Annotated in this window: 24 protein-coding genes; 15 read left to right on the top strand and 9 right to left on the bottom strand. The window is 61.3% G+C overall.

Going from position 1 to position 23,617, the window contains the following annotated elements:
- Position 1: 1 nt before the first annotated feature.
- Positions 2-403 carry an ACT domain-containing protein gene (locus tag PMI25_RS09180; RefSeq protein ID WP_007964028.1) on the bottom strand — a complete coding sequence of 134 codons (402 nt, stop codon included), beginning with the start codon at positions 401-403 and terminating at the stop codon, positions 2-4.
- A gap of 96 nt (positions 404-499) precedes the next feature.
- On the opposite strand from PMI25_RS09180, the gene PMI25_RS09175 reads away from it, so the two are divergent.
- From PMI25_RS09175 to PMI25_RS09160, 4 genes are all read left to right on the top strand, one after another.
- Positions 500-1,393, top strand: coding sequence for a LysR family transcriptional regulator ArgP (locus tag PMI25_RS09175; protein ID WP_007964029.1), 894 nt, complete (start codon positions 500-502; stop codon positions 1,391-1,393).
- A 53-nt stretch (positions 1,394-1,446) separates the two neighbouring features.
- Positions 1,447-2,439 carry an NAD-dependent epimerase/dehydratase family protein gene (locus tag PMI25_RS09170; protein WP_007964030.1) on the top strand — a complete coding sequence of 331 codons (993 nt, stop codon included), beginning with the start codon at positions 1,447-1,449 and terminating at the stop codon, positions 2,437-2,439.
- 116 nt (positions 2,440-2,555) lie between these two features.
- Positions 2,556-3,410, top strand: coding sequence for a hypothetical protein (locus PMI25_RS09165; protein ID WP_007964033.1), 855 nt, complete (start codon positions 2,556-2,558; stop codon positions 3,408-3,410).
- Positions 3,411-3,644: 234 nt separating this feature from the next.
- Complete coding sequence (locus tag PMI25_RS09160; RefSeq protein WP_007964035.1) at positions 3,645-4,493, top strand: cache domain-containing protein; 849 nt, start codon at positions 3,645-3,647, stop codon at positions 4,491-4,493.
- 121 nt (positions 4,494-4,614) lie between these two features.
- Here the strand turns inward: PMI25_RS09160 and PMI25_RS09155 are convergent, their stop codons facing one another.
- Together PMI25_RS09155 and pobA are read right to left on the bottom strand one after the other, a co-directional pair.
- Positions 4,615-6,132: an MDR family MFS transporter gene (locus tag PMI25_RS09155; protein WP_007964037.1), complete on the bottom strand. Its 1,518-nt coding sequence runs from the start codon at positions 6,130-6,132 to the stop codon at positions 4,615-4,617.
- 79 nt (positions 6,133-6,211) lie between these two features.
- A complete protein-coding gene (pobA, locus tag PMI25_RS09150) occupies positions 6,212-7,405 on the bottom strand; it encodes a 4-hydroxybenzoate 3-monooxygenase (RefSeq protein WP_007964039.1) in 1,194 nt (397 codons plus the stop codon).
- Between the two features lie 177 nt (positions 7,406-7,582).
- Here pobA and PMI25_RS09145 point away from each other — a divergent pair, with 177 nt between their 5' ends.
- Entirely contained in the window at positions 7,583-8,467 is an 885-nt protein-coding gene (locus PMI25_RS09145) for a helix-turn-helix domain-containing protein (protein WP_007964041.1), read from the top strand.
- Positions 8,468-8,603: 136 nt separating this feature from the next.
- On the opposite strand, the gene PMI25_RS29460 is transcribed toward PMI25_RS09145, so the two are convergent.
- Positions 8,604-8,780 carry a hypothetical protein gene (locus tag PMI25_RS29460; protein ID WP_007964044.1) on the bottom strand — a complete coding sequence of 59 codons (177 nt, stop codon included), beginning with the start codon at positions 8,778-8,780 and terminating at the stop codon, positions 8,604-8,606.
- A 144-nt stretch (positions 8,781-8,924) separates the two neighbouring features.
- Entirely contained in the window at positions 8,925-9,830 is a 906-nt protein-coding gene (locus tag PMI25_RS09135) for a LysR family transcriptional regulator (protein ID WP_202962692.1), read from the bottom strand.
- A gap of 113 nt (positions 9,831-9,943) precedes the next feature.
- On the opposite strand from PMI25_RS09135, the gene PMI25_RS09130 reads away from it, so the two are divergent.
- Both PMI25_RS09130 and PMI25_RS09125 read left to right on the top strand, forming a co-directional pair.
- Positions 9,944-10,822 carry an MBL fold metallo-hydrolase gene (locus tag PMI25_RS09130; RefSeq protein WP_007964049.1) on the top strand — a complete coding sequence of 293 codons (879 nt, stop codon included), beginning with the start codon at positions 9,944-9,946 and terminating at the stop codon, positions 10,820-10,822.
- 45 nt (positions 10,823-10,867) lie between these two features.
- Positions 10,868-11,482, top strand: a complete 615-nt coding sequence (locus tag PMI25_RS09125; protein WP_007964050.1) for an NAD(P)-dependent oxidoreductase — start codon at positions 10,868-10,870, stop codon at positions 11,480-11,482.
- Between the two features lie 119 nt (positions 11,483-11,601).
- Here PMI25_RS09125 and PMI25_RS09120 read toward each other — a convergent pair whose 3' ends face one another.
- Positions 11,602-12,483, bottom strand: coding sequence for a LysR substrate-binding domain-containing protein (locus tag PMI25_RS09120; RefSeq protein ID WP_007965854.1), 882 nt, complete (start codon positions 12,481-12,483; stop codon positions 11,602-11,604).
- A gap of 228 nt (positions 12,484-12,711) precedes the next feature.
- On the opposite strand from PMI25_RS09120, the gene PMI25_RS09115 reads away from it, so the two are divergent.
- From PMI25_RS09115 to PMI25_RS09090, 6 genes are all read left to right on the top strand, one after another.
- Complete coding sequence (locus PMI25_RS09115) at positions 12,712-14,349, top strand: 5-guanidino-2-oxopentanoate decarboxylase (RefSeq protein ID WP_007965855.1); 1,638 nt, start codon at positions 12,712-12,714, stop codon at positions 14,347-14,349.
- The gene (locus PMI25_RS09110; RefSeq protein ID WP_007965857.1) at positions 14,346-15,797 is read left to right on the top strand and encodes an aldehyde dehydrogenase family protein; all 1,452 of its coding nucleotides are present in this window, start codon (positions 14,346-14,348) and stop codon (positions 15,795-15,797) included. Before PMI25_RS09115 ends, PMI25_RS09110 begins: the two co-directional genes overlap by 4 nt.
- Before the next feature lie 217 nt (positions 15,798-16,014).
- A complete protein-coding gene (locus tag PMI25_RS09105; RefSeq protein ID WP_007965860.1) occupies positions 16,015-17,118 on the top strand; it encodes an ABC transporter substrate-binding protein in 1,104 nt (367 codons plus the stop codon).
- 201 nt (positions 17,119-17,319) lie between these two features.
- Positions 17,320-18,228 carry an ABC transporter permease gene (locus tag PMI25_RS09100; RefSeq protein WP_007965862.1) on the top strand — a complete coding sequence of 303 codons (909 nt, stop codon included), beginning with the start codon at positions 17,320-17,322 and terminating at the stop codon, positions 18,226-18,228.
- Positions 18,225-19,073, top strand: a complete 849-nt coding sequence (locus PMI25_RS09095; protein ID WP_007965864.1) for an ABC transporter permease — start codon at positions 18,225-18,227, stop codon at positions 19,071-19,073. The genes PMI25_RS09100 and PMI25_RS09095 overlap by 4 nt, the downstream gene beginning before the upstream one ends.
- 13 nt (positions 19,074-19,086) lie before the next feature.
- The gene (locus PMI25_RS09090) at positions 19,087-20,142 is read left to right on the top strand and encodes an ABC transporter ATP-binding protein (protein WP_007965866.1); all 1,056 of its coding nucleotides are present in this window, start codon (positions 19,087-19,089) and stop codon (positions 20,140-20,142) included.
- Positions 20,143-20,277: 135 nt separating this feature from the next.
- On the opposite strand, the gene PMI25_RS09085 is transcribed toward PMI25_RS09090, so the two are convergent.
- Positions 20,278-21,207, bottom strand: a complete 930-nt coding sequence (locus PMI25_RS09085; protein WP_007965868.1) for an AraC family transcriptional regulator — start codon at positions 21,205-21,207, stop codon at positions 20,278-20,280.
- A gap of 338 nt (positions 21,208-21,545) precedes the next feature.
- Between PMI25_RS09085 and PMI25_RS09080 the strand changes: the two genes are divergently transcribed.
- Both PMI25_RS09080 and PMI25_RS09075 read left to right on the top strand, forming a co-directional pair.
- On the top strand, positions 21,546-21,899 hold the full coding sequence (locus tag PMI25_RS09080; protein WP_007965870.1) for an antibiotic biosynthesis monooxygenase family protein: 354 nt from the start codon (positions 21,546-21,548) through the stop codon (positions 21,897-21,899).
- A gap of 43 nt (positions 21,900-21,942) precedes the next feature.
- Positions 21,943-22,185, top strand: a complete 243-nt coding sequence (locus PMI25_RS09075) for a hypothetical protein (RefSeq protein ID WP_007965872.1) — start codon at positions 21,943-21,945, stop codon at positions 22,183-22,185.
- 6 nt (positions 22,186-22,191) lie between these two features.
- Here the strand turns inward: PMI25_RS09075 and PMI25_RS09070 are convergent, their stop codons facing one another.
- Together PMI25_RS09070 and PMI25_RS09065 are read right to left on the bottom strand one after the other, a co-directional pair.
- The gene (locus PMI25_RS09070; protein WP_007965874.1) at positions 22,192-22,821 is read right to left on the bottom strand and encodes a flavin reductase family protein; all 630 of its coding nucleotides are present in this window, start codon (positions 22,819-22,821) and stop codon (positions 22,192-22,194) included.
- A 273-nt stretch (positions 22,822-23,094) separates the two neighbouring features.
- On the bottom strand, positions 23,095-23,370 hold the full coding sequence (locus tag PMI25_RS09065; protein ID WP_007965875.1) for a hypothetical protein: 276 nt from the start codon (positions 23,368-23,370) through the stop codon (positions 23,095-23,097).
- Positions 23,371-23,617 lie beyond the last annotated feature (247 nt).

Raw genomic sequence — 23,617 nt, 5'->3', positions numbered from 1 at the left:
TTTACTCCGCGTTGGCTGCGAGATCGCGCAGCACGTGCATGGCGCGTTCGGCGTCGGCCTGACCGACAAACAAATGATCGTGGTAGTAACCGGCGATCACGTTGCAACTGATCCCGGCTTTGCCCAATGCCGTGGCGAACGCGGCGGTCAGGCCGACCGCTTCCAGTGCCGAATGCACGTTGAGGGTGATCCACGCCGCGACATAATCGAAAGCGAACCCGGCGTGTTCAGCCTGGGAGCGCTCAAGAATCACGGTCAGGCCTTCCTGCTCGCGGAAACTGCCGACAATCTCCAGCCCACTCGGCAGCAAGTTGTCAGGCACGGTACAGAACACGTATTCGCCGGCGTTGAGCTGCGGGCTCATGCTGCGCAGCAGAGTTGTGAGTGAGGTTTCGCCAGCCATTGCCGTGTTCCTTGATAAAGAGTGCTTGCTGGCTATTCTCCGGTCGAAAGCGGTATAAGAAAAACCAATAGTGCTGATCGCTCATTAGGAAAACTGATGTTCGACTACAAATTGCTTTCCGCTCTGGCCGCTGTGGTCGAGCAGGCCGGTTTCGAACGCGCCGCGCAGGTGCTGGGCTTGTCGCAATCGGCGATTTCCCAGCGCATCAAACTGCTGGAAGCGCGGGTCGGCCAACCGGTGCTGGTGCGCGGCACGCCGCCGTCACCGACCGAGATCGGCCGGCGGCTGCTCAACCATGTGCAGCAGGTACGCCTGCTCGAACGTGACTTGCAGACCCTGGTGCCGGCGCTCGACGAAGAGGGTCTGCCGGAGCGGTTGCGCATCGCGATAAACGCCGACAGTCTCGCCACCTGGTGGGCCGAAGCCGTGGGCGATTTCTGCGCCGAGCAGCATTTATTGCTGGATCTGGTGGTGGAAGATCAGACCGTCGGCCTCAAGCGCATGCGTGCCGGGGAGGTGGCGGCGTGTGTCTGTGCCAGCGAGCGCCCGGTGGCCGGGGCGCGCAGCGTGTTGCTCGGGGCCATGCGTTACCGGGCGCTGGCCAGTCCGGCGTTCATCGAGCGGCATTTCCCCGACGGGGTGCGCGCCGAGCAGTTACCACGCACGCCGGCGCTGGTGTTCGGCCCGGACGATTTTCTCCAGCATCGCTACCTTGCATCATTGGGCGTTGATGGCGGATTCGAGCATCATTTGTGCCCGTCCTCCGAAGGATTTGTGCGCCTGACCGAAGCCGGGTTCGGCTGGGGCCTTGTGCCGGAACTGCAAGTGCGCGATCAGCTGCAACGCGGGGTGTTGCGTGAACTGTTGCCAGATAAACCGATCGATGTGCCGTTGTACTGGCATCATTGGCGCAATGGCGGTCAGCTGCTGGGCTTGCTGACCGAGCAATTGCTACGTTCTTCACCGCGCTGGCTGGTGCCCTTGGGCTGACGGTCAGCGTCAAGACAGACGTATCAGGTAAACGAAAGACATCGGAGCGTTACATGAAAATTCTGGTCACCGGCGCAAGCGGCTTCATTGGCGGACGCTTTGCGCGTTTCGCCCTGGAGCAGGGCCTGGACGTGCGGGTCAACGGTCGCCGGGCCGAGAGCGTCGAGCATCTGGTGCGCCGTGGCGCCGAGTTTGTCCCGGGCGATCTGACCGATGCGGATCTCGTGCGCGACCTCTGCAGCGACGTCGAAGCCGTGGTGCACTGCGCCGGTGCCGTCGGCTTGTGGGGGCGCTATCAGGACTTTCATCTGGGCAACGTGCAGGTTACCGAGAATGTCGTCGAAGCCTGCCTCAAGCAGCGCGTGCGGCGGCTGGTGCATCTGTCGTCGCCGTCGATCTACTTCGATGGCCGCGACCACCTCGGCCTGACCGAAGAACAAGTGCCCAAACGCTTCAAACATCACTACGCCGCGACCAAGTACCTGGCCGAGCAGAAGGTCTTCGGTGCGCAGGAATTCGGCCTGGAAACCATCGCCCTGCGCCCGCGTTTTGTCACCGGCGCCGGCGACATGAGCATCTTCCCGCGCCTGCTGAACATGCAGCGCAAGGGGCGTCTGGCAATCATCGGCGACGGCCTGAACAAGGTCGATTTCACCAGCGTGCAGAACCTCAACGAAGCGTTGCTCAGCAGTCTGCTGGCGGCCGGTTCCGCACTGGGCAAGGCTTACAACATCAGCAATGGCGCGCCGGTGCCGTTGTGGGATGTGGTCAATTACGTGATGCGCAAGATGGAAGTGCCGCAGGTCACCAAATACCGCTCGTACGGTCTGGCCTACAGCGTTGCGGCGCTCAACGAAGGTGCGTGCAAGCTCTGGCCGGGGCGCCCCGAGCCGACTCTGTCGCGGTTGGGCATGCAGGTCATGAAGAAAAATTTCACCCTCGACATCAGCCGCGCCCGGCATTATCTGGACTACGATCCGAAAGTCAGCCTGTGGTCGGCCCTCGACGAGTTCTGTGGCTGGTGGAAAGCTCAGGACATCCGTTGATACAAGTCGCCCGGCCGGCAATGAACCGCACTGCCGCTTGAGGGTCAATCCCTGCGGCTGCGGCGGTTATACTTCGCAGCATTTAGCCATCACCGCGTTCCACAAAGGTTGCCTCAATGTCCATGCGTAACGATGCCAACGACGATTTCGACGATGTACCGAGCCTGCGGGCCGACACCTTTGACGACGATGACATTCCGCCCTCCGCTCGCACCTCGGTGCACTCGCGCACGCCGCCGGTGGTCAAGGTCAAGGCTGCGAGTACCGGGCCGCTGTGGGCACTGGTCGGCGCGTTGTTCTTCGCCTTCATCGGTCTGGCCTGGTGGAGCTTCCAGCAGATTTCGCTGATGGAGCAGCAATTGGTCGCGACCCAGGAAAGCTTTGCGCGCATCAGCGAGGAAGCGGCGGGGCGGTTGCAGGATATTTCCGGCAAGGTCGTCGCCAGCCAGAGCAACGTCAACAGCGACAGCGAAGCCTTGAAGCTGCAGATCAAACAGCTGGAAACCCAGTTGCTGGATCAGAGCAAACAGCAGCAAGGCGTGGTCGGCCAGGCCAGCGATCTGGACAAGCGTCTGGCGCAGATGACCGCGCAGACCACCGAACAACAGAACGCCAACACCCAGTTGCAGGCCCAGGTCAAAGCCTTGAGCGCCGAACTGGCCACCCTGAAAAGCGCACCGGCGGATACCAGCAAGGTCGACGCCCAGCTCAAGAGTTATGACGCGCAACTGAAAAGCCTTGGCGCTGATATCGTTGCGCTGAAAAAGCAGGGCAACTCGAACGCAGCGATCGAGCGTCTGGAGCAGGAAATCGTCGTTCTCAAGAGTGAACAGGACAACCGCCCGGCAACGCCACAGGGTGGCGGCAATACCGCTGAGTTCGATGCGTTCCGTGGCCAGATGACCCGCAACCTCAACACCCTGCAGGCGCAGATCCAGAATCTGCAGCAGCAGATCAATGCCCGGCCGTAGAACCTGACTCAGGAACCTTTGTGGCGAGGGAGCTTGCTCCCGCTGGAGTGCGAAGCGCTCCCCTGCTTTCGTTCAGGTAGAGCGCATTTGCAGGTTTTGCGACTGCTTCGCAGCCGAGCGGGAGCAAGCTCCCTCGCCACAGGTAATGCGGCAACTTCTGGATTCATCTTCGACCTCCGTCCGATCCCAAGCCGTCTACGCTCTTGAAACACCAACAAGAACGAGGGATGCGTTATGGGGTTTTTGCATAAAGTGGCGTGGCTCGGGGTGATGCTTTTTGTGGGGGCAGGGCAGGTCAATGCTGCCACCACACAAAAGGACGACAGCAAGGCCGCCATCGCTTTGCTGGAAAAGGCCCTGGCCTATTACCACGACAATGGCGACAAGGCTTTCGCCGCGTTCAGCCGTCAGGGCGAGTTCGTCGACAAGGATCGCTACGTGTTCGTGGTCGACACCAAAGGCGTGATGCTCGCCAGCGGCGGGCCTTCCTCAGCCTTGATCGGCCGCGATGTCAGCGAGGTGCTTGCGCCGGATTTGCAGAAAGCCTTCAAGGACGCCTTGCTGGTGCCGGAAGGCAACGGCATCCAGCAAGCCGAGTACCGCTGGCAGAACTGGGCCGACGGCAAGGTCGAGCGCAAACATGTGTATTACCAGCGTATCGGTCAGCGCATTCTGGCAGTCGGTTATTACCTGCCGCGTGCGTCAGCCGAGCAGGCCAAGGCACTGCTCGACAAGGCTGCAACCGATCTGGGGAAAAACGAAAAGGGTACGCTGACGGCCATCAACTCGCTCAAGGGCGGGTATCTGCAGGATGACCTGTATGTATTCGTGGTCGATCTCGACACCCAACGCTACGTGGCCCACGGTACCAACCTGCGCTTGATCAATACCGATTTCAGCAAGATCAAGGACCCGGAAGGCAAACCGGTGGGCGAGCCGATTCTGGCGCTGATCGCCAAACAGGACGACGGCGAATACGAATACCGCTGGAAAAACCCGGTGACCGGCAAGGTCGAGGACAAGCATGCCTACCTGAAGAAGGTCGGGCATTTTCTGGTGGCAGTGGGTTACTACAGCCCTTGAGTGAACTGCTTTTGTAGGAGTGAGCCTGCTCGCGATAAGGAAGTGTCATTCAACAGTGATGTCGACTGACACACCCTCATCGCGAGCAGGCTCACTCCTACAGGGGATCGCGGTGTTGCTGTTATTTGGCGCCGTGCTCGCGCCCGCGCAGCAACTTGTTCGGCATCGCAATCGCCGCCGCCAGCCCCAGCAGCGACACTGCCGTACTCACCCAAAGCAAATGCTGGAACGTCACCGAAAGCTCGGCGCGCAAGGCGTTCTGCGCATCGCCCGGTGCGGCGTTCAGACCGTCGAGCAGCACGTTGCCCGAATGCCCCTCGCTGATCAGCGAGTTGCTCGCCAGATGGGCGAAACTCGAACCCTGCAACAAGGCCAGCAACAGCGCCGACATCAACGCCACCCCCACCGCGCCGCCCAGCGAGCGGAACAGGTTGGTGGTGCTGGTGGCGACGCCGATGTCGCGTTGTTCCACCGAATTCTGCGTGCCCACCAGCGAAGTCGGGAACTGCATGCCGCCGGCAATCCCGCTGAGCAGCATGAACAGGCTGCTGACGAGCGTCGCATCCGGTGGGCTGAACGCCATGCCGAGAATCGAGATCGGCATCAGCAATGCGCCAGTCAGAATCTGCGGCTTGTAGCGACCGGTCACCGAGGTGCGGCGTCCGGCGAAATAAGCGCCAATCGGCAGGCCCATCGCCAGCGGCAGCAAGTGCAACGCCGCCGCGTCGGCCCCGGCGCCGGTGACGCTCTGAAAGCGCAGCGGCATCAACACGATCAGCGAGATTGCCTGAAAACTGGTGAAGAAAATCGTGCACCAGCACAGCAATGCGTTGCGGTTGGTGAACAAGTGCATCGGCAGCAGTGGCTCGCGCGCCCGGCGTTCATGCCAGACGAACACCGCCAGCACCAGCACCGCACAGGCGAACAAGCCAAGCACTTCACTGCTGCGCCAAGAGTGACCCTGACCGACCTGAGTGATGGCCAACAGCAGGGCGGTCAACCCGATGATCATCAACAACGTGCCGAGGTAGTCGATGATCGGTTTGCGTTGTGGAATCGGCAGGCCGCGCAGATTGCGATTGGCAACCCACCAGGCGCCCAGCCCCAGTGGCAGATTGATCAGGAACACCCAGCGCCACGACAGGTATTCGGTCATGTAGCCGCCGAGCACCGGCCCGGCGACGCTGGCGACCGCGTACATGCTGCTGAAATAACCCTGATAGCGTCCGCGTTCGCGCGGCGGGACGATGTCGCCGATGATCGCCTGACTCACCGAGATCATCCCGCCGGCGCCGATGCCCTGGAGAATCCGCGCCAGCACCAGTTGTTCCATGCTTTGCGCCATGCCACAGAACAGCGAGGCCAGTGTGAACAGGCCCATGCCGAACAGCATGAGTTTGCGTCGCCCGTACAGATCGCCGAGTTTGCCGTAGATCGGTACCGCCACAGTCATTGCCACCATGTACCCGGAAATCACCCAGGCCAGCAGGCTGACGTCCTTGAACTGTGCGGAGATGGCGGGCATCGAGACGGCGACGATGGTCTGGTCCAGCGCGCCGAGAAAGATTGCCAGCATCAGCGCGACCAGCACGCTGCGAATAGCCGGTTTGGGCGTTTCAGGGTGATTGAGATTGGTCACGGGCAAGCCTGCGGGCAGTGATGGACCCGCGCTGCCATCGCACGCGGGTGGATGCTCGCCAGTGTAAGTCGATAGCAGGCTATTCGATAGCCTCGTACGGAAGTCCGACGTAATTTTCTGCAATGGTTTTTCGCCCCGCTTCGGAACTGACAAAGTAGTCCAGTTCCGAGGCGCTGATCCGCTGGCTAAAATCGTCGTGCTCGTCGAAGCGGTGCAGCATGTTGGTCATCCACCAGGAAAACCGTTCAGCTTTCCAGACCCGGCGCAGGCAGATTTCCGAATATTTCTCCAGCAGATCGGTGCGCCCTTCGCGATAAACCTTCAGCAGGATATTGAACAGCGTGCTGACATCGCTGGCGGCCAGGTTCAGACCCTTGGCGCCGGTGGGCGGCACAATGTGTGCGGCGTCGCCGAGGAGAAACATCCGCCCGTACTGCATGGGTTCGACGACAAAACTGCGCAGCGGCGCGATGCTTTTTTCAATCGACGGGCCCGTCACCAGTTTTTCCGCAAGCGCGGTGGGCAGGCGGGTTTTCAGCTCAGCCCAAAAGCGCTCATCGGACCAGTCGGAAACGTTCTCCTCGGCCGGCACTTGCAGGTAATACCGGGTGCGCGTGGCCGACCGCATGCTGCACAGCGCGAAGCCACGTTCGTGCCGGGCGTAGACCAGCTCTTCGTGCACCGGCGGGGTGTCGGCGAGAATCCCCAGCCAGCCGAACGGATAGACCCGCTCGAAAATCTTCAGGCAGTCCTCGGGAATCGACTGTCGGGCGACGCCATGAAAACCATCGCAACCAGCGATGTAATCGCAATCGACGCGCCAGGTTTCGCCGTCCTTTTCGAAGGTGACAAACGCCTCGTCGCTTTTCATGCCGTGAGGAACGATATCGCTCACTTCATAAAACGACGGCGCCCCGGCCTCCCGACGAGCGGCCATCAGGTCGCGCGTGACCTCGGTCTGACCGTAGACCATCACGGTTTTGCCACCGGTCAAACCCTGCAGATCGATGTGCGCAAGGCGTCCATCCAGGGCCAGATCGAAGCCGGCGTGCACCAGTCCTTCGGCATCCATGCGCGCGCCTACGCCGGCCTGGCGCAACAGCTCTACCATGCCTTGTTCAAGCACGCCGGCGCGAATTCGTCCGAGGACATAGTCGGGTGTCTGGCGTTCGAGAATCAGGGTGTCGATGCCGGCGTTGTGCAGCAACTGACCGAGGAGCAATCCGGACGGACCGGCGCCAATGATGGCGACTTGGGTTTTCAGCGTTTTCATTGTTTTTATGACTCGCAAGCTTCACGCGACGTGAGTCGGTGAATGATTTTTATGGATCGAGTGCTTGCATTTTTCCCTTGCGAGTCTGTCAATTGAAGGTGAAAACTGAGCCGATACCTGTACATTCTGCCAATCGGTGCGATTATCGCCCGCAAACTCGAGGCCTGGATTGAAGTGATGAACAAGCCTGACCTGCCTTCGATTCCGGTGTTCAAGCTCTACGGTGAAAGCCTGGACTGGCCGACCCCTGACTTGCTGCACTGTGAAACCATTTCCAAACGCAGCCGCGAACATCAATGGGAAATCAAACCCCACCGCCACGCCGATTTGTGCCAGTTGCTCTTCGTCTTCAAAGGTCAGGCAGAGCTTGAAATCGAAGGTCAACGCACGCAGCTCAACCAACCCGCGATTCAAGTCCTGCCACCGTTGTCGGTGCATGGCTTTCGCTTTTCCGAGGACGTCGAAGGATTCGTCGTCACCCTCGCCAATCCGCTGATCAATCACCTGCAGGCGCAACTGGGCAGTTCGGTGCACGCACTGGCCCAGGCCGAGCACTACCCGGCGGGCAAGGACGCGGAGTACCTGAACAGTCTGTTTTCAGCGTTGCAGGCCGAGTACAACGGCCATCAGCCGGCGCGGGAAATGCTCATGCATTCGCTGGTCAGCGTGATCATGGTCTGGGTCAGCCGTCAGGCGCTCGTGCGCCATAACGCCAGCCAGCGGCCGCAACGCCAGCGCGAGTACCTCAACGGGTTCATTCAATTGGTGGAGGAGACGTACCGCCAGCATGTGAAGGTCGAAGACCTCGCCCATCGTCTGGGGATTTCGGTATCACACCTCAACGGCACCTGCCGCGAACTGGCGGGGCAGCCAGCGCTGCAGATCATGCACGAACGTCAGTTGCTGGAAGCCAAACGGTTGCTGACCTACACCAGCATGACCATTTACGAGATGTCGGAGTTGTTGGGGTTTTCCGACCCGACCAACTTCACGCGCCTGTTCCGGCGCAGGGTGGGGATTTCGCCAAAGGCGTTTCGTGACCGGCTGAAGGCTGAGCAGTAATCTTGTAGACACTGCCAACCCCTGTGGGAGCGAGCTTGCTCGCGAATGCGGTCTTACATTCAGCATTGATGTTGACTGGTGCACTGCTTTCGCGAGCAAGCTCGCTCCCACAGGATCGCATTCCAGCTCAGATCATTCAGCGCAATGCGTTCAGCGTCGCATTGTGCGGAATACAACGCTCGAAATTGCAGCTCGCATACTCGCGGGGCAGCTGTCGCAGTTGCTCGACCCGCCAGGCCGCGGTGCCATACAACGCCAGCGTGGCGGCGCAGGTGATGAAAATCGCGAAGTACCTTCTTGTTCTGATGTTCATGGCGTAGACCTCTGAACGCATACCCTGCGGTATTACTTTCAGCATAGAACAAGATCAAAAGATCGCTGCCTTTGGCAGCTCCTACAGGGTTATGTGTAGGAGCTGCCGCGGGTTCGGGCCGCGTTCGGACGATCTTTTGCTTTTCTACAACCCCACATCCCACTCTGGATTCTCTGGAAACCGCTGCACCAGAAAATCCAGCATGCTGCGCAGCGCCGCCGGCATGTGCTTGCGTGAGGCGTACACCGCGTAGATGTTCATCTGCCGTGGCTCGGCATGCGGTAGCAAACGCACCAGTTCACCGGCATGCACATGCACCCCGGCCTGATAGGTCGGCAGCATCGCCACGCCCGCACCGGCCAGGGTTGCGCGCAATAGAGTGCTGGCCTCGTTGGCGCTGATGTTGCCCTGCACCGGCACTGACACCGGTTCGCCATCCTCTTCGAAATGCCACAGGCTCTTGCCGAAATACGAGTGCGTCAGGCAATTGTGTCGGCTCAGGTCCTCGACTCGCTGCGGTGGCGGGTTGTCGCGCAGGTAAGCGGGCGCGGCGCAGACTACTGAGCGGCACACGGTCAGGCGCCGGGCGATCAGGTTCGGATCGAGGTCATTGCTGGTGCGGATCGCCAGATCGATGCGCTCATCCACCAGGTTCACCGTGCGGTCGAGCATCTGCAGGTCGATGCTGACCCCAGGGTAGCGCTTGACGTACGCCGCCATGGCATCGGCCAGTTGCGCCTGGCCGAACGAGGTGCTGACGCTGATGCGCAACAAACCGCGCGGCGCATCGTGGGGTTCGCTGACGGCGGCCTGCATGTCGGTCGACAATTCGAGCATCTGCCGGCAGCGCGGCAGGATTTCGCTGCCGGCGGCGGTCAGGCTCAACTTGCGCGTGGTGCGGTGCATCAGGCGCGCGCCGACCCAGTCTTCCAGCTCCGCCAGATAGCGCGACACCACCGGCCGCGACAGGTCCAGATGATCGGCGGCCGCCGACTGGCTGCCCAGATCCACCACCGTGACAAACACCCGCATTGCTTGAAGACGATCCATGATTTGCCCGCTTTCAGAAACAAACTATGTCCAAGCATCGCATTTTTTGTACCGAGTCAGGCAACTAAGCTCTGTCCCATCGCCAACCCGGCATTCGGATCACGGAGCAACAGATGATCGGCTTCACTACTCTCAAGCGCGTTTTGCTGGCCACCGCCACCCTCGGTTTTGCGGCCCACGCCGCTGCCGCCAACCTGACCCTGGATGTCTACAACCCAGGCAACAACGCGATTTTCCCGGTGACCTCGGTGCTGGTCAGCGGCGAGAAAGACGCGATCCTGGTCGACGCGCAATTCGGCAAGGCCCAGGCCGAGCAGGTGGTGGAAAAGATCCGCGCCAGCGGCAAACACCTGACCACCATCTACATCAGCCACGGTGACCCGGATTACTACTTCGGCCTCGACACCCTGACCCAGGCCTTCCCCGACGCCGTGGTTCTGGCCTCGCAGCCGACCGTCGATCACATCAACAAAACCGTCGCGGGCAAACTCGCTTTCTGGGGGCCGAAAATGGGCGCCGACTTGCCGGCCAAAACCATCGTGCCCGGCGTGCTCAAGGGCGACAGCCTGATGCTCGAAGGTCAGAAGCTGCAGGTGGTGGGCCTTGAAGGCAAACAGCCGGATCGCAGCTTCGTGTGGATTCCGTCGCTCAAGGCGGTGGTCGGTGGTGTTGTGGTCGCCGAGAACATCCATGTGTGGATGGCCGATACCCAGACTGCGCAATCCCACGCCGACTGGCTGGACACCCTGCATTCGATCGAAACCCTGAAACCGAAAACCGTGGTGCCGGGTCACTACCTGGGCGAGAGCAGCCGCTCGCTGGCCAGCGTGAAATTCACCGCCGACTACATTAAGGCTTTCGACGAAGAAACCGCCAAGGCCAAGGATTCCGCCGCACTGATCAAGGCCATGCAAAAGCGCTACCCGAAACTCGGCGAAGAAAGCTCGCTGGAACTGAGCGCCAAAGTCGCCAAGGGCGAGATGAAGTGGTAACCCGATTTTGAAAACGCAGCACTCTCAAGCCAACTGGAGAATGTCATGAGCAAGATCGCAATCATTGGTGCCACCGGCCGTGCCGGTAGCCAACTGCTGGAAGAATCCCTGCGTCGCGGGCATAGCGTCACTGCCATCGCCCGCGACACCTCGAAGATCGGCGCACGCGCCGGTGTGGTCAGCAAGAATGTCGATGTGCTGGATTCGGCGGCGCTGCAAGCTGCGGTGGCCGGTCACGACGTGGTGATCAGCGCCGCGCATTTCGCCAGCGTACCGGCCAGCGCTCTGGTTGGCCCGGTGAAGCAGGCGGGCGTGAAGCGTCTGCTGGTGGTCGGCGGTGCCGGTTCGCTGCTGCTGCCGGACGACACCCGAGTGATCGACAGCACCGGTTTCCCCGCCGAGTACAAAACCGAGGCCAGCGCTGGCGCGGCGTTCCTCGATGCCTTGCGTCAGGAGCAGGATCTGGACTGGACCTTCCTCTCGCCGTCAGCCGAGTTCGTCGAAGGTGAGCGCACCGGCACCTTCCGGGTCGGCAAGGATCACTTGCTGGTGAGTGCCGAAGGCCGTAGCTGGATCACCTTCGCCGATTACGCGATTGCACTGCTCGACGAAGTGGAAACGCCGAAGCATTCGCGTCAGCGGTTCACCGTCGGCTACTGACCTGCAAACACAACCCCCTGTAGGAGCTGCCGCAGGCTGCGATCTTTTGACTTTGAATTTTTAAAAACAAGATCAAAAGATCGCAGCCTGCGGCAGCTCCTACAGGGGAATGCGTTGATTCAGCGGGTATGGGCTTGTTCCACCAGCCAGATCATCAACTCTTCCAACTGCGGCGACGCCTCGCCGCCTTGCGGCATCACCACGTAGTAGCCCAGCCCCGTTTTCACCTTCAGCTCAAACGGCATTACCAGCCGCCCGGCGCGCAGGTCGTCGCCGATCAGCGACCAGTCGCCAATCGCCACCCCCGTCCCATGCGACGCCATCGACATCGCCTGATCCAGTGTCTCGAAATGCTGCCCGGTGTTGACGTTGTTCAACTGCAACTCGGCCGCCGTTAGCCACACCGTCCAGTCCTGCGTATCGCGGGTCGGATGCAACAGCAGATGCTGTTGCAGATCGGCCGGTTCGCTCAGCGCCGGTGGGCCTTTCAATAACGCTGGCGAACACACCGGGGTCAGTTGCTCATCAAACAGATGCAGGGCAGTCGAGGAGTTGTCCGGCGGCGTGCCGTAGATCACCGCTGCATCGAATTGCTCGCGCTGAAAGTCCACGCCGTGGGCCAGGGTGGTGGTCAGTTTGACCGGTACGTCCGGGCGTTCCTTTTGCCATTGCAGCAGGCGCGGCACCAGCCAGCGCATCACGCAGCTTGGCGCCTTGAGCTGCAGGGTCTGGCGCTTGCGACCAATCTGCTCGGTGGCTTCGCTGATCAGGCCAAAGATCTTTTCCACCCGTGGCAGCCATTCACGTCCTTCGGCGGTCAGCTCCAGGCCTCGGGCCAGACGGATGAACAACTCATACCCCAGATGAGCTTCCAGCCCGGCAATCTGCCGGCTCACCGCGCCCTGAGTGATGTGCAACTGCTCGGCGGCCCGGGTGAAGTTGCAGCACTGCGCGGTGATCAGAAACGTATGCAGGGCGGGCAGGGGAGGCAGTCGTTTCATGTGGATCCAAGGTATGACGTGAGGACATGGCTAGTATGACTTTTAATCGATTGTTGCCGCTACCTGCCGCCCGTTCAATGAGCCCATTCCACCCGGATCGATGTGGGAGCGAGCTTGCTCGCGAATACGGTTTTCCATTCAGCATCAATGTGGCTGATACACCGCTTTCGCGAGCAAGCTCGCTCCCACACTGGCACGGCGTATTGAACAACAAGAAGGGCAATCGACATGGCGACGTGTGGCGAAGTACTGGTCAAGTTACTCGAAGATTATGGGGTCGAGCAGGTGTTCGGCATTCCCGGGGTGCACACCGTGGAGCTGTATCGCGGGCTGGCCCGTTCGAGCATCAACCATGTCACCCCACGGCATGAACAAGGCGCCGGATTCATGGCTGACGGCTATGCGCGCACCAGCGGCAAACCGGGTGTGTGCTTCATCATCACCGGTCCGGGCATGACCAACATCACCACCGCGATGGGCCAGGCCTACGCCGACTCGATCCCGATGCTGGTGATCTCCAGCGTGCAGACCCGCAGCCAGTTGGGCGGCGGTCGCGGCAAGCTGCACGAACTGCCGAACCAGAGCGCACTGGTCGGCGGTGTCGCGGCGTTCTCCCACACCCTGATGTCGGCGGCAGAATTGCCGGCGGTGCTGGCCCGTGCCTTCGCACTGTTCCAGGCCGGGCGCCCGCGTCCGGTGCACATCGAAATTCCGCTGGACGTGCTGGTGGAAGAAGCCGATGAACTGCTCGCCAGCGTTCCGGTGAATATCGACCGCGCCGGGGCTGCGCCGGCAGCCGTACGCCGCATGAGCGAGTTGCTGGCCGGCGCCCAGCGTCCGCTGATTCTCGCCGGTGGCGGTGCCATCGATGCCGCTGCCGAACTCACCGAACTGGCCGAGCTGCTCGACGCTCCGGTGGCGCTGACCATCAACGCCAAAGGCATGTTGCCGTCCAGCCATCCGTTGTTGATCGGTTCGACACAAAGCCTGGTCGCCACTCGCGCACTGGTGGCCGATGCCGACGTGGTACTGGCGATCGGCACCGAACTGGCCGAAACCGATTACGACGTGACCTTCGCCGGCGGCTTTGAAATCCCCGGCAAGCTGCTGCGCATCGACATCGACGCCGATCAGACCGTGCGCAACTATCCGCCGCACGTGGCGTTGGTCGCCGACTCGCGCAACGCCGCGCAAGCGCTGCTTGGCGCGCTGTCGCAGCAGGCGCTGGCCGAGCGGCGCAACGATTGGGGCCAGGTGCGGGCAGCGCGTCTGCGTGATGATCTGGCCGCGACTTGGGACGTGCCAACCCTGGCCCAGACCCGTTTTCTGGAAACCGTCCTGCACGAGTTGCCGGACGCAGTATTCGTCGGCGACTCCACGCAACCGGTGTACACCGGCAACCTCACCTTCAACCCGGAACGACCACGGCGCTGGTTCAATTCGTCCACCGGTTACGGCACCCTCGGTTACGCCTTGCCGGCGGCGATCGGCGCGTGGCTCGGCGGCAGCGTCGAGGGCGGTGCTCGTCCACCAGTGGTGTGCCTGATCGGTGACGGTGGCTTGCAATTCACCTTGCCGGAATTGGCCAGCGCGGTTGAAGCGCGCACCCCGGTGATCGTGTTGCTGTGGAATAACCAGGGTTACGAAGAGATCAAGAAGTACATGGTCAACCGCGCCATCGAGCCGGTTGGCGTCGACATCTACACCCCGGATTTCATCGGCGTGGCCAAGGCCCTGGGTTGCGCCGCCGAAGCGATCGGCTCGGTTGAGCAATTGCGTGGCGCGCTGCGTGCGGCGACTGATCGCCAAGGCCCGACCGTGATCGAAATCGACCAGAGCCAATGGATGCAGGCGGTGGCCCAATGAGCAGTTTCCCAACCACACTCGATGGCCTGTACATCAACGGCCAATGGTCGGCCGGGCGTGAACACCTGCGGGTGATCAACCCGGCGACCGAAGCGCTGCTGACCACGGTCAATGGCGGCGATGAAAACGCGGTAGATCTGGCCGTCAGCGCGGCCACTGAAGCGTTCAAGCGCTGGTCGAAAACCAGCGGTGCCGAGCGCGGGGCGATCCTGCGCAACATCGCCAATGGCGTGCGCAACGGCCGCGATCATCTGATGAAATTGCAGTCGAGCAACAACGGCAAACCGCAATTCGAAGCGGCGATCGACGTCGATGATGTGATCGCCACCTTCGAGTATTACGCCGGTTTGGCCGAAGGCCTCGACGCACAACTCGACAGCAACGTGACGCTGCCCAGCGACGACTTCAGCGCACGTCTGCGCCGTGAACCGTGCGGTGTGGTCGGGCTGATCGTGCCGTGGAATTTCCCGATGGTCACCACCGCGTGGAAACTCGCGCCGGCACTGGCCGCCGGTTGCTGCGTGGTGCTCAAGCCGTCGGAAGTCACGCCGCTGCCGGAGCTGGAACTGGCGGCGATCATCGCTGAATCCGGTCTGCCCAACGGTGTGTTCAACCTGGTCTGCGGCACCGGGCTGGCGGTCGGTGCGCCGCTGTCGGCGGATCCGCGCATCGCCAAGATATCCTTCACCGGCAGCAACGCCGTCGGCGTGCAGGTGATGCAGCGCGCCGCTGAAACGGTGAAAGGCGTGAGCCTGGAACTGGGGGGCAAATCTTCGTTGCTGGTGCTCGAAGATGCCGATCTGGAACTGGCCGTGGAGCTGGCTTGCGGCGGCGGTTTCTTCAATGCCGGGCAGATGTGCTCGGCCACCAGTCGCGTGCTGGTCGCCGATGAGCTGGCCGATGAGTTTCTTGAGCGTCTGCAAAAGCGCGCGCAAGCGATTCGCGTGGCGGATCCGTTCGACCCGGACGTGGAGATGGGCGCACTGGTCAATCAGACGCAATACCAGCGCGTGCTCGGTCACATCGACCGTGGCCTGAGTGCTGGGGCCAAGCTGGTGTGCGGCGGCAATCGCCCGGCACATCTGCCGCGCGGTTATTTTTTGCAGCCGACTGTGTTCACCGACGTGCCCCTCGACAGTGCGCTGTGGTGCGAAGAAATTTTCGGCCCGGTGCTCTGTGTGCGCCGTTTCAGCAGCGAAGCCGAGGCGATTGCCTTGGCCAACGACAGCCAGTTCGGGCTGGTCGCCAGTGTGGTGACGCGTAACGCCGAGACTGCCGATCGGGTCGCCAATGCCCTGCAGGCGGGGCTGGTGTGGCTCAACGCGCCGCAAGTGATCTTCCCGCAGACGGCGTGGGGCGGCTACAAGCAGAGCAGCATCGGCCGCGAATTGGGGCCGTGGGGCCTGGCCGCGTTTCAGGAAATCAAACACGTGATCCGCGCGCTCTGAACGCCCGAAAAAGGTGAGCGCATGCCTCGCAACGAGGCATGCGTCGGTGTCATGGCTTCGATGAGTTTTTATCGATAGTCAGGTGTATTGCACGACCTCAGGATGAACCCGTCGGCAGCGCTGCAGGCCTTTGAACACAAGGCCTGCAGCGGATCCGGCCGCGCGGATGCAACGGTTGCGACCAACCTCATACTTAAAAGAACAAAGGGAGTCCTTCATGGGCGAGCATGATCTGAACAGGCGTCAATTCATTAAAACCGTCGGCGTCGCTTCGGTAGCGGCGGCGGCCCTGAGCATGCCCTTCATCCGGGCCAGCGCCAGCGACACGCGGTTCGCCGGCAAGACTCTGCGTTTGCTGACCTGGTCGGATGACACCGGCCTCGCCGCACTGCGCAACATCGCCGCCACCTTCGAAGCCAAGACCGGCGCCAAGGTCATCGCCGACCGCACCGGCAGCACCTCGGAGATGGTCGCCAAACTCAAGGCCGGCGGTGATCGTCCGCAGTACGACATCATCACCCTGGCCGGGGTCGGCGCCGAAGGTCTGGCCGCCGCCGGGCTGCTGGAAAAACCCGACCTCAACCGCATTCCCAACCTCATCGACGTACCGGAAAAATACCGCACCGGCGCCAACGGGCACGGCATCGGTTACCTGCTGTGGTGCAACAGTCTGGTCTACAGCACCCGCACCCAGAAAGAAGCACCCACCAGTTACGCTGCGTTGTGGGACGCCGATCTGGCGCCGAACATTTTCCTGCCGCCGCCGAACTGGACCGAGGCCATGGACCTGATCATCATCGCCGCGAAACTGGCCGGCGGTGACGAACACAACATCGAACCGGGCTTCAAGAAACTCGCCGAGCTCAAGGATCGCGTGGTCACCCTCGGCGAAAACCCGAACCAGATCGCCGAGCTGTTCCGCACCGGGTCGTTGGACATGGGTGGGCTGTACGCCCCGGCATTCTTCCCCAAGCAGATCCGCGATCCGAACTACGGCCTCGGTGCCACGTTCGGCATGAAGGAAGGTTTCTACACCGACCTGATGCTCTCGGTGATGCCGAAGAACCGTCCGGGCGACACCGATCTGGCCTACGCCTTCATCGACCACTCTCTCGACCCGCTGGTGCAGGGCAAGATGGCCGAAGACATCTTCAACGGCCCGGTCAACGCCAAGGCGATCATCTCCGCCGAAGCGCGCAAGAGCCCGTACATCCTCACCCCGGAGCAGATTGCCGAGAAGGCGATCATGCACGACAACGCCTTCCTGGCGACCGTGCATGACCAATGGATTCGTCGTTATACGGAAATTTTTTCTTCCTGATTTCCGAGGACTGAAAATCTTTTGTGGCGAGTGAGCTTGCTCCCGCTCGGCTGCGAAGCAGCCGCAATCTGAATGGCGACCTGGCGAATGCATCTAGCCATTGATGGGGCCGCTTCGCGACCCAGCGGGAGCAAGCTCCCTCGCCACAGGGTTTATCCCGGATTTCAATCCTGTTGCTTTTCCATTGACGAGATCATTGCTATGGAACATCAATCCCTGACCCAACCGGTCGGCGCCGCTGACGTGCGCCCGGCGCGCGGTGTTTCGCCGACTGCCCGGGCGTGGTTTTTCCTCACGCCGTCGATGCTGTTTCTCGGTGTGCTGATCGCCGCCAGCCTGCTGGTGCTGCGCATGAGCGTCGGCACTAAAGGCGCGGAATGGAGCGGGTTCAGCCTCGCCAGCTACGCACAATTGCTCGAACCCTATTACCTGAAATCCCTGCTGCTGACCCTGCGGCTGGCGCTGATCAGTGCGGTGATCGCCGTGCTGCTGGCGATCCCGGTGGCTTACACCATGTCACGTCTGACCTCGCCGTTCGTGCGGCGGATTTTTCTCGCCGCGGTGCTGTTGCCGCTGCTGGTCAACCTGCTGCTGCAAAGCTACGGCTGGCTGGTAATTCTCGGCCCGGGCGGGATGCTCAACCAGACGCTGATGGGCCTGGGCCTGATCAAGCGCCCGATCATGCTGCTGTACAACCAGAACGGCGTGCTGATGGGTCTGGTGCAGACCGCGTTTCCTTTGGCCGTGCTGCCGATTGCCAGCGCCATGCGCGGTGTTGCGCGTACCTACGAAGAGGCCGCCGCGACTCTGGGCGCCAGCCGTTTTCAGGTGTTCCGTCAGGTGGTGTTGCCGATGAGTCTGCCGGGGATCATCACCGGGGCGACGCTGGTGTTCGCCTACAACGCCAGCAGCTTTGTGGTGCCGTTGCTGCTCGGTGGCCGCCGTGTGCCGATGCTTGCGGTGATGGTGCATGACCAGATCGCGCCGCTGATGAACTGGCCCGCGGCATCGGCGGCCGGAGTGGTGCTGATCGTCACCACGCTGGCGATCATGACCCTGTCCGAATACATCACCGGCCGTCGTCGGCGTCTGCTGGAGGCTTCGCAATGAGTTCCCTGACCAACAAGCGCATGGCGCTGCTGCCCGGCGACACCGGCAAGTTCGCCGGTATCCTTTCCGGGTTCATTCTGCTGCTGGCGGTGTTGCCGATCCTGACCATGATCGTCATGTCGTTCAGCGGTGCGTCGAACCTCGACTTCCCGCCGAGCAGCTACAGTCTGCAATGGTACAAGGCGGCCTGGCACACCTTCGTCTCGCCAGACGCCAGCGACGTGCTGAGTCTCGGTCAGGCCATGGCTACCAGCCTGCTGGTGTCGTGTCTGACCATGGTTTTCGCCACGCTGATCGCGGTGCCTGCCGCCTATGCGCTGACCCGTTGCGAGTTCCGTGGCAAAGCCGTGGCGCTGCAGCTGATGTCGCTGCCGCTGGTGTTTCCGATGGTGGTGTTGGGCCTCGCGTTGCTGCTGGTGTTCGACAGCCTGCCGTTCCACCTGACCACCTCGCGGCTGGTGATCGCCCACGTGATTCTGGCGCTGCCGTTCGTGGTGAAAAACTGCACCGCCGCGATGCTCTCCATCGGCAGCGAAGTCGAAGAGGCGGCGCGGATGCTCGGAGCTTCACCGCTGCGGGCGATTGTCGACGTGGTGGTGCCGTTGATGAAGTCGGGGATTCTGGCGGGGATGCTGCTGGCGTTCATCGTCTCGTTCAACGAATTCACCGTGACCTATTTCCTCTACACCATCGACGTCATGACCGTGCCGATCTGGATGTACAGCCGCACCGTGTCATCGCTCGACCCTACCGTGTTCTCGTTTGCCGTGCTGATCGTGCTGATCGACTTCGTCCTGATCTGGGCGCTGGAGAAGCTGGTGGGCGAGGGCGGCGTTTCCTTTTGATTTGAGGTGCAACATGACTGGTCTGATTCTGGAAAACGTCGAGAAATTCTACGGCTCGGCTTGCGCGGTACAGGACGTCAATCTGCATTTGCCGGAAGGCAAACTGGTGTGTTTCCTCGGCCCCTCGGGCTGCGGCAAGACCACCTTGCTGCGGATGATCGCCGGGCTGGAAACCCTCACCGGCGGCGAGATTCGTCTCGACGGCGAGAACATCGGCCACACCCCGGCGCACCTGCGCAACTTCGGCATGGTGTTCCAGTCGCTGGCGCTGTTCCCGCACATGACCGTCGGCGAGAACATCGCCTATCCGCTGAAACTGCGCGGCGTGAGCAAGGCCGAGCAGCAGGCGCGGGTGGTGGAACTGCTGGAATTGATCCAGTTGCAAGCGATGATCGACCGGCCGGTGGCGAAACTCTCCGGCGGGCAACGGCAGCGGGTGGCGATTGCCCGGGCCATCGCCTCGCGGCCGAAAATCCTTCTGCTCGACGAACCGCTGTCGGCGCTGGACGCCAAGCTGCGCGAGTCGATGCAGGTGGAAATACGTCAACTGCAACAACGGCTGAACATCACCACGATCATGGTCACCCACGACCAGCGCGAAGCCATGACCATGGCCGACATCGTCGTGGTGCTGGGCGAGCACAAGGTGCAGCAGGTGGGCACGCCGATCGAAATCTACCGGCACCCGGCCAACGAATTCGTCGCTGACTTCATCGGCTCAGGCAACATCTTCCCGGCCACGGCGCTGGGCGACGGCAAGGTCAGTTTGCCGGGCGGTGATGCGCTGCAAGTGCCGATCTGCAGCAGCATCGAGGTGGGGCAAAAGGTGAAGATGCTGATTCGTCCGGAAGACCTGCAACTGTCCGCGCCACAGGCGACGGCGGGCAATCGCTTGCTCGGCAAGGTGACGTTCGTGCGTGATATCGGCGCGACCATCGAGACCACGGTGGAGTGTTCCGGGGTGACGTTCACCGCATTGAGTACGCCGTGTCAGGGGATCGGTTTGGGGATCGGGCATCCGGTGTCGGTGACGTTGCCGAGTGAGGCGTGTCGGGTGTTGGGGGCTTGATCCGGATTTTTTACTGACCATTCCGGCCTCTTCGCGAGCAAGCTCGCTCCCACAGGGGATTTGTGTCGATCACACATCCTATGTGGGAGCGAGCTTGCTCGCGAAGAGGCCATCAGCCTTGACACAAGTTCCGGATCAGACCGACTGCCGCAACCGCGCCAGATCCCTTAACGGCGGTGCACCAAACAAGCGGCTGTACTCGCGGCTGAACTGCGACGGGCTCTCATAGCCCACGCGATAGCCCGCCGCCGACGCTTCCAGACCCTCGGCCAGCATCAGGCGTCGCGCTTCCTGCAGGCGCAGCTGCTTCTGGTACTGCAACGGACTCATCGCGGTCATCGCCTTGAAACGGTGATGCAGGGTCGAGACGCTGAGGTTCACTTCTTTCGCCAGATCATCGATGCGCAGTGGCTGCTCGAAGTTGCCGTTGAGCCATTTGATCGCCTGGCTGATGCGGTGGCTCTGGCTGTTGGCAATCGCGATCTCATACAAGCGATGGCCCTGCGGACTGCGCAGCAGGCGATAGAGAATCTCCCGGCGAATCAGCGGCGCGAGCATGGCAATGTCTTTCGGCGCGTCCAGCAGTCGCGCCAGACGCAACACCGCGTCGAGCATCGCGCTGTCGATCTTTTCCACATACAGGCCACGCCCGGTCGGCCGGGTCGGCACGCCCATCGGGCCGGCATCGGCGATCAGTGCGGTGATTTCCGCCGGATCGATGTCCAGGCGCACAGCGAGGATCGGATCTTCCGGCGAGACATTTACCACCCGCCCGCTCAACGGCATCGATACCGAGACCACCAGGTAATTCAGCGGGTCGTAATTGAAGAACTCATCCGCCAGCCGCACCTCTTTGCGGCCCTGAGCCATGATGCACAGCGCCGGTTGCGCCAGCACCGGGGCGAAGTCGTGGGATTTTGTGTGGCGCGACATGAACAACGAGCCGATGGCGGTCTGGTAACTGCCGTCGTCGGTGGTGTTGCGGCGGATGATCGCCGCGAGTTCTGCACGCTGTTTTTCCATGTCGGCATCGGGCGGAGACTGGAAACGATCGAATGACGTCATGCACGGCATCCTCGGCAAGGAATCTGGAATGGGGCAGAGCATATGTTTGTGCAAGCGCCAGCGGTAGACACATCCTGTCAAATGCTTGCCTGATTCTGCATTGCATTGCCGGCGTGCCCAGTCATAGCAGGATGCAGGGCGGAAAACTTGCTTGAAACGCCGTATGACAGTGGTGTGACGCTGTTTTGCAGGTTGTTACGAGCTTTGTGTGCAGTCTCGCAGGATTGTGCAACGCAGCGGCAGGAATCGACTAACCGCACCTTGCGCCCGGCCCTTAACCTTGGATCCTGTCGCAGCCCGTCCCCCGGCTGCCACGCGACTCCCTGGGAGGGTTGAACATGTCCAAGCAGATTCCCGTCAGTCATATGGCCTTCGTTCGAGCGCGCGCCGGACGCTCCGCCGAACTGGGTGTACGCCTCAGTGCCCTGATCGAACCGTCACGCAGCGCCCCCGGTTGCCTGAACTTTGCCCTGCAGCATTCGCAATGCGATCCGGAGCTGTGGCTGGTTTCCGGTTTCTGGAGCCATCAACAGGCGATGACCGCGTATTTCAACAGCCCGTCGATGCAGATCTTTGCCGAATTGGTCCAGGATCTGGTGGTCAACAGCCTGGATTTCCACACCTTCAAAGAGGTGTCGGCGGCGCAGGCGCTCGGACAATGCCCGGCACCGATACACAAACTCGCCGGTTGAGGGTTTAATGTCCGGCTTATTCGTCTGAGCCAGGATGTGTGCCATGGCACGTAAAGAGTTTGAACACTTCGAAGCAGTCTCCGCAGTCGTCCCCGTCGAGTTGGGCGGCAACAAGGGTTATCACGCGGCAATCGCGGTCAAGGCCCTGGTCGATGGCGGTGCGCCACGCTTCCACAAACTGCTGGGTGACCAGGTGTTCCCCGGCGCCATCGCTGCCGATGAGGCTGCCATCAATGAGCTGGACCGCCTCAAGGGTGTCACTGATGACGCCGAGCTGATCTGGTAACTGCGCTTACTTGCCCGCCCCCGGGCGCCACATTTTGAACAGGGCTTCAGGCCCCAACTGGAAATAATCCGCCGGCCCGCCGCCGCGCAGAATCGGTTCTGCCGCGGCGGTGTCGTAGATTCCGTCCTTCAACAGCCACTTGGCGATATGCACTGCAACCACTTCGCCGAGAATCAGCCAGCTCGGCACGGTTTCGCCATCGGCGCGCTGCAGCTGAATGATCTGCGTGACCTTGCACTCGAAGGACACCGGGCTTTCGGCTACCCGTGGCACGGCAATCACCTTCGACGCCGCCGGCGTCAGCCCCGCCAGTTCAAACTCGTCGACCTCGGGCGCGACCATCGCGCAGCTCTGGTTCATCTGCTCGGCCAGCGGGCGGGTGGCGAGGTTCCAGGCGAACTCGCCGGTCTGCTCGATGTTGTTCAGGCTGTCTTTGCGCCCGACGCTGGAAAAACCAATGATCGGCGGGATGTAGTTGAACGCGTTGAAGAAGCTGTAAGGCGCCAGGTTCAACTGCCCATTGGCATCCTGCGAAGAAATCCAGCCGATAGGGCGCGGGCCGACGATGGCGTTGAACGGATCGTGGGGCAGGCCGTGGCCGTTGGCGGGTTCGTAGTAGTGGATGTCGTCGGACATGGATGGGGTTCCGGAAGGGGGCTAGGACAGGTGAACAATAGTGCAAGCACGGTCAGACAATTTCCAGTCGGTCGCTGATATTCCATTCAATGGAAACCTGTGGGAGCTGGCTTGCCAGCGATGGCGGTCTGTCAGTCGACAATTAATTTGAATGAAAGATTGTCATCGCTGGCAAGCCAGCTCCCACAGGGTTTTGCGTGGATTTCAGAAACTGTGCTGCCCCAGAAATGACTAAGCCCGGCCGAGGCCGGGCTGTGGAAGGACCGCTGATAGTCAGCTGATGGCTGCAGCGGTCCCTGTTTTATCGAAGCCGTCAGCCGCGATGGCGTTGGCAGTACCGGTTTTATCGAAACCATCGGCGGCCACGGTTTTGCCGATGTTGGTTTTATCGAAACCGTCAGCGGCGTAAGTGCCCGAGTGGCTGGTTTCGATGACGGCGCTGGCGCCGGAAATGAAGTCGGCCGATTTGGTTTTGTCCGAGCCATCGGCAGCGAAGGTGTTGGCGGCCAGTACGGACAGGGTCAGGGCGAGGATCAGTTTGGTTTTCATGTTTGTGACTCCGGATGGGTTGGCGGTGTGTCTTGCTTGGGTTGAATGCTACGCCAACTAAGTTGATTAAAAAGAGCGAATTAATGCTAAAAACCATCGATTAAATTGATATTAAGGGCGACGCATTGAATGGGCTTCCACTGTCGGGAGCGAACGCCGCGCAGGTCATCGATCAGTTATTGGCAGGGTGCAAGGGCAGCATTAATGGGGGATTAATCGCTGTTTTCGCGATATGACAGATTTTTCA

The sequence above is a fragment of the Pseudomonas sp. GM30 genome (assembly GCF_000282275.2).
GTDB lineage: Bacteria > Pseudomonadota > Gammaproteobacteria > Pseudomonadales > Pseudomonadaceae > Aquipseudomonas.
The sequence above is the reverse complement of the archived record's forward strand: the minus strand, read 5'-3'. Positions and strand labels throughout refer to the sequence as shown.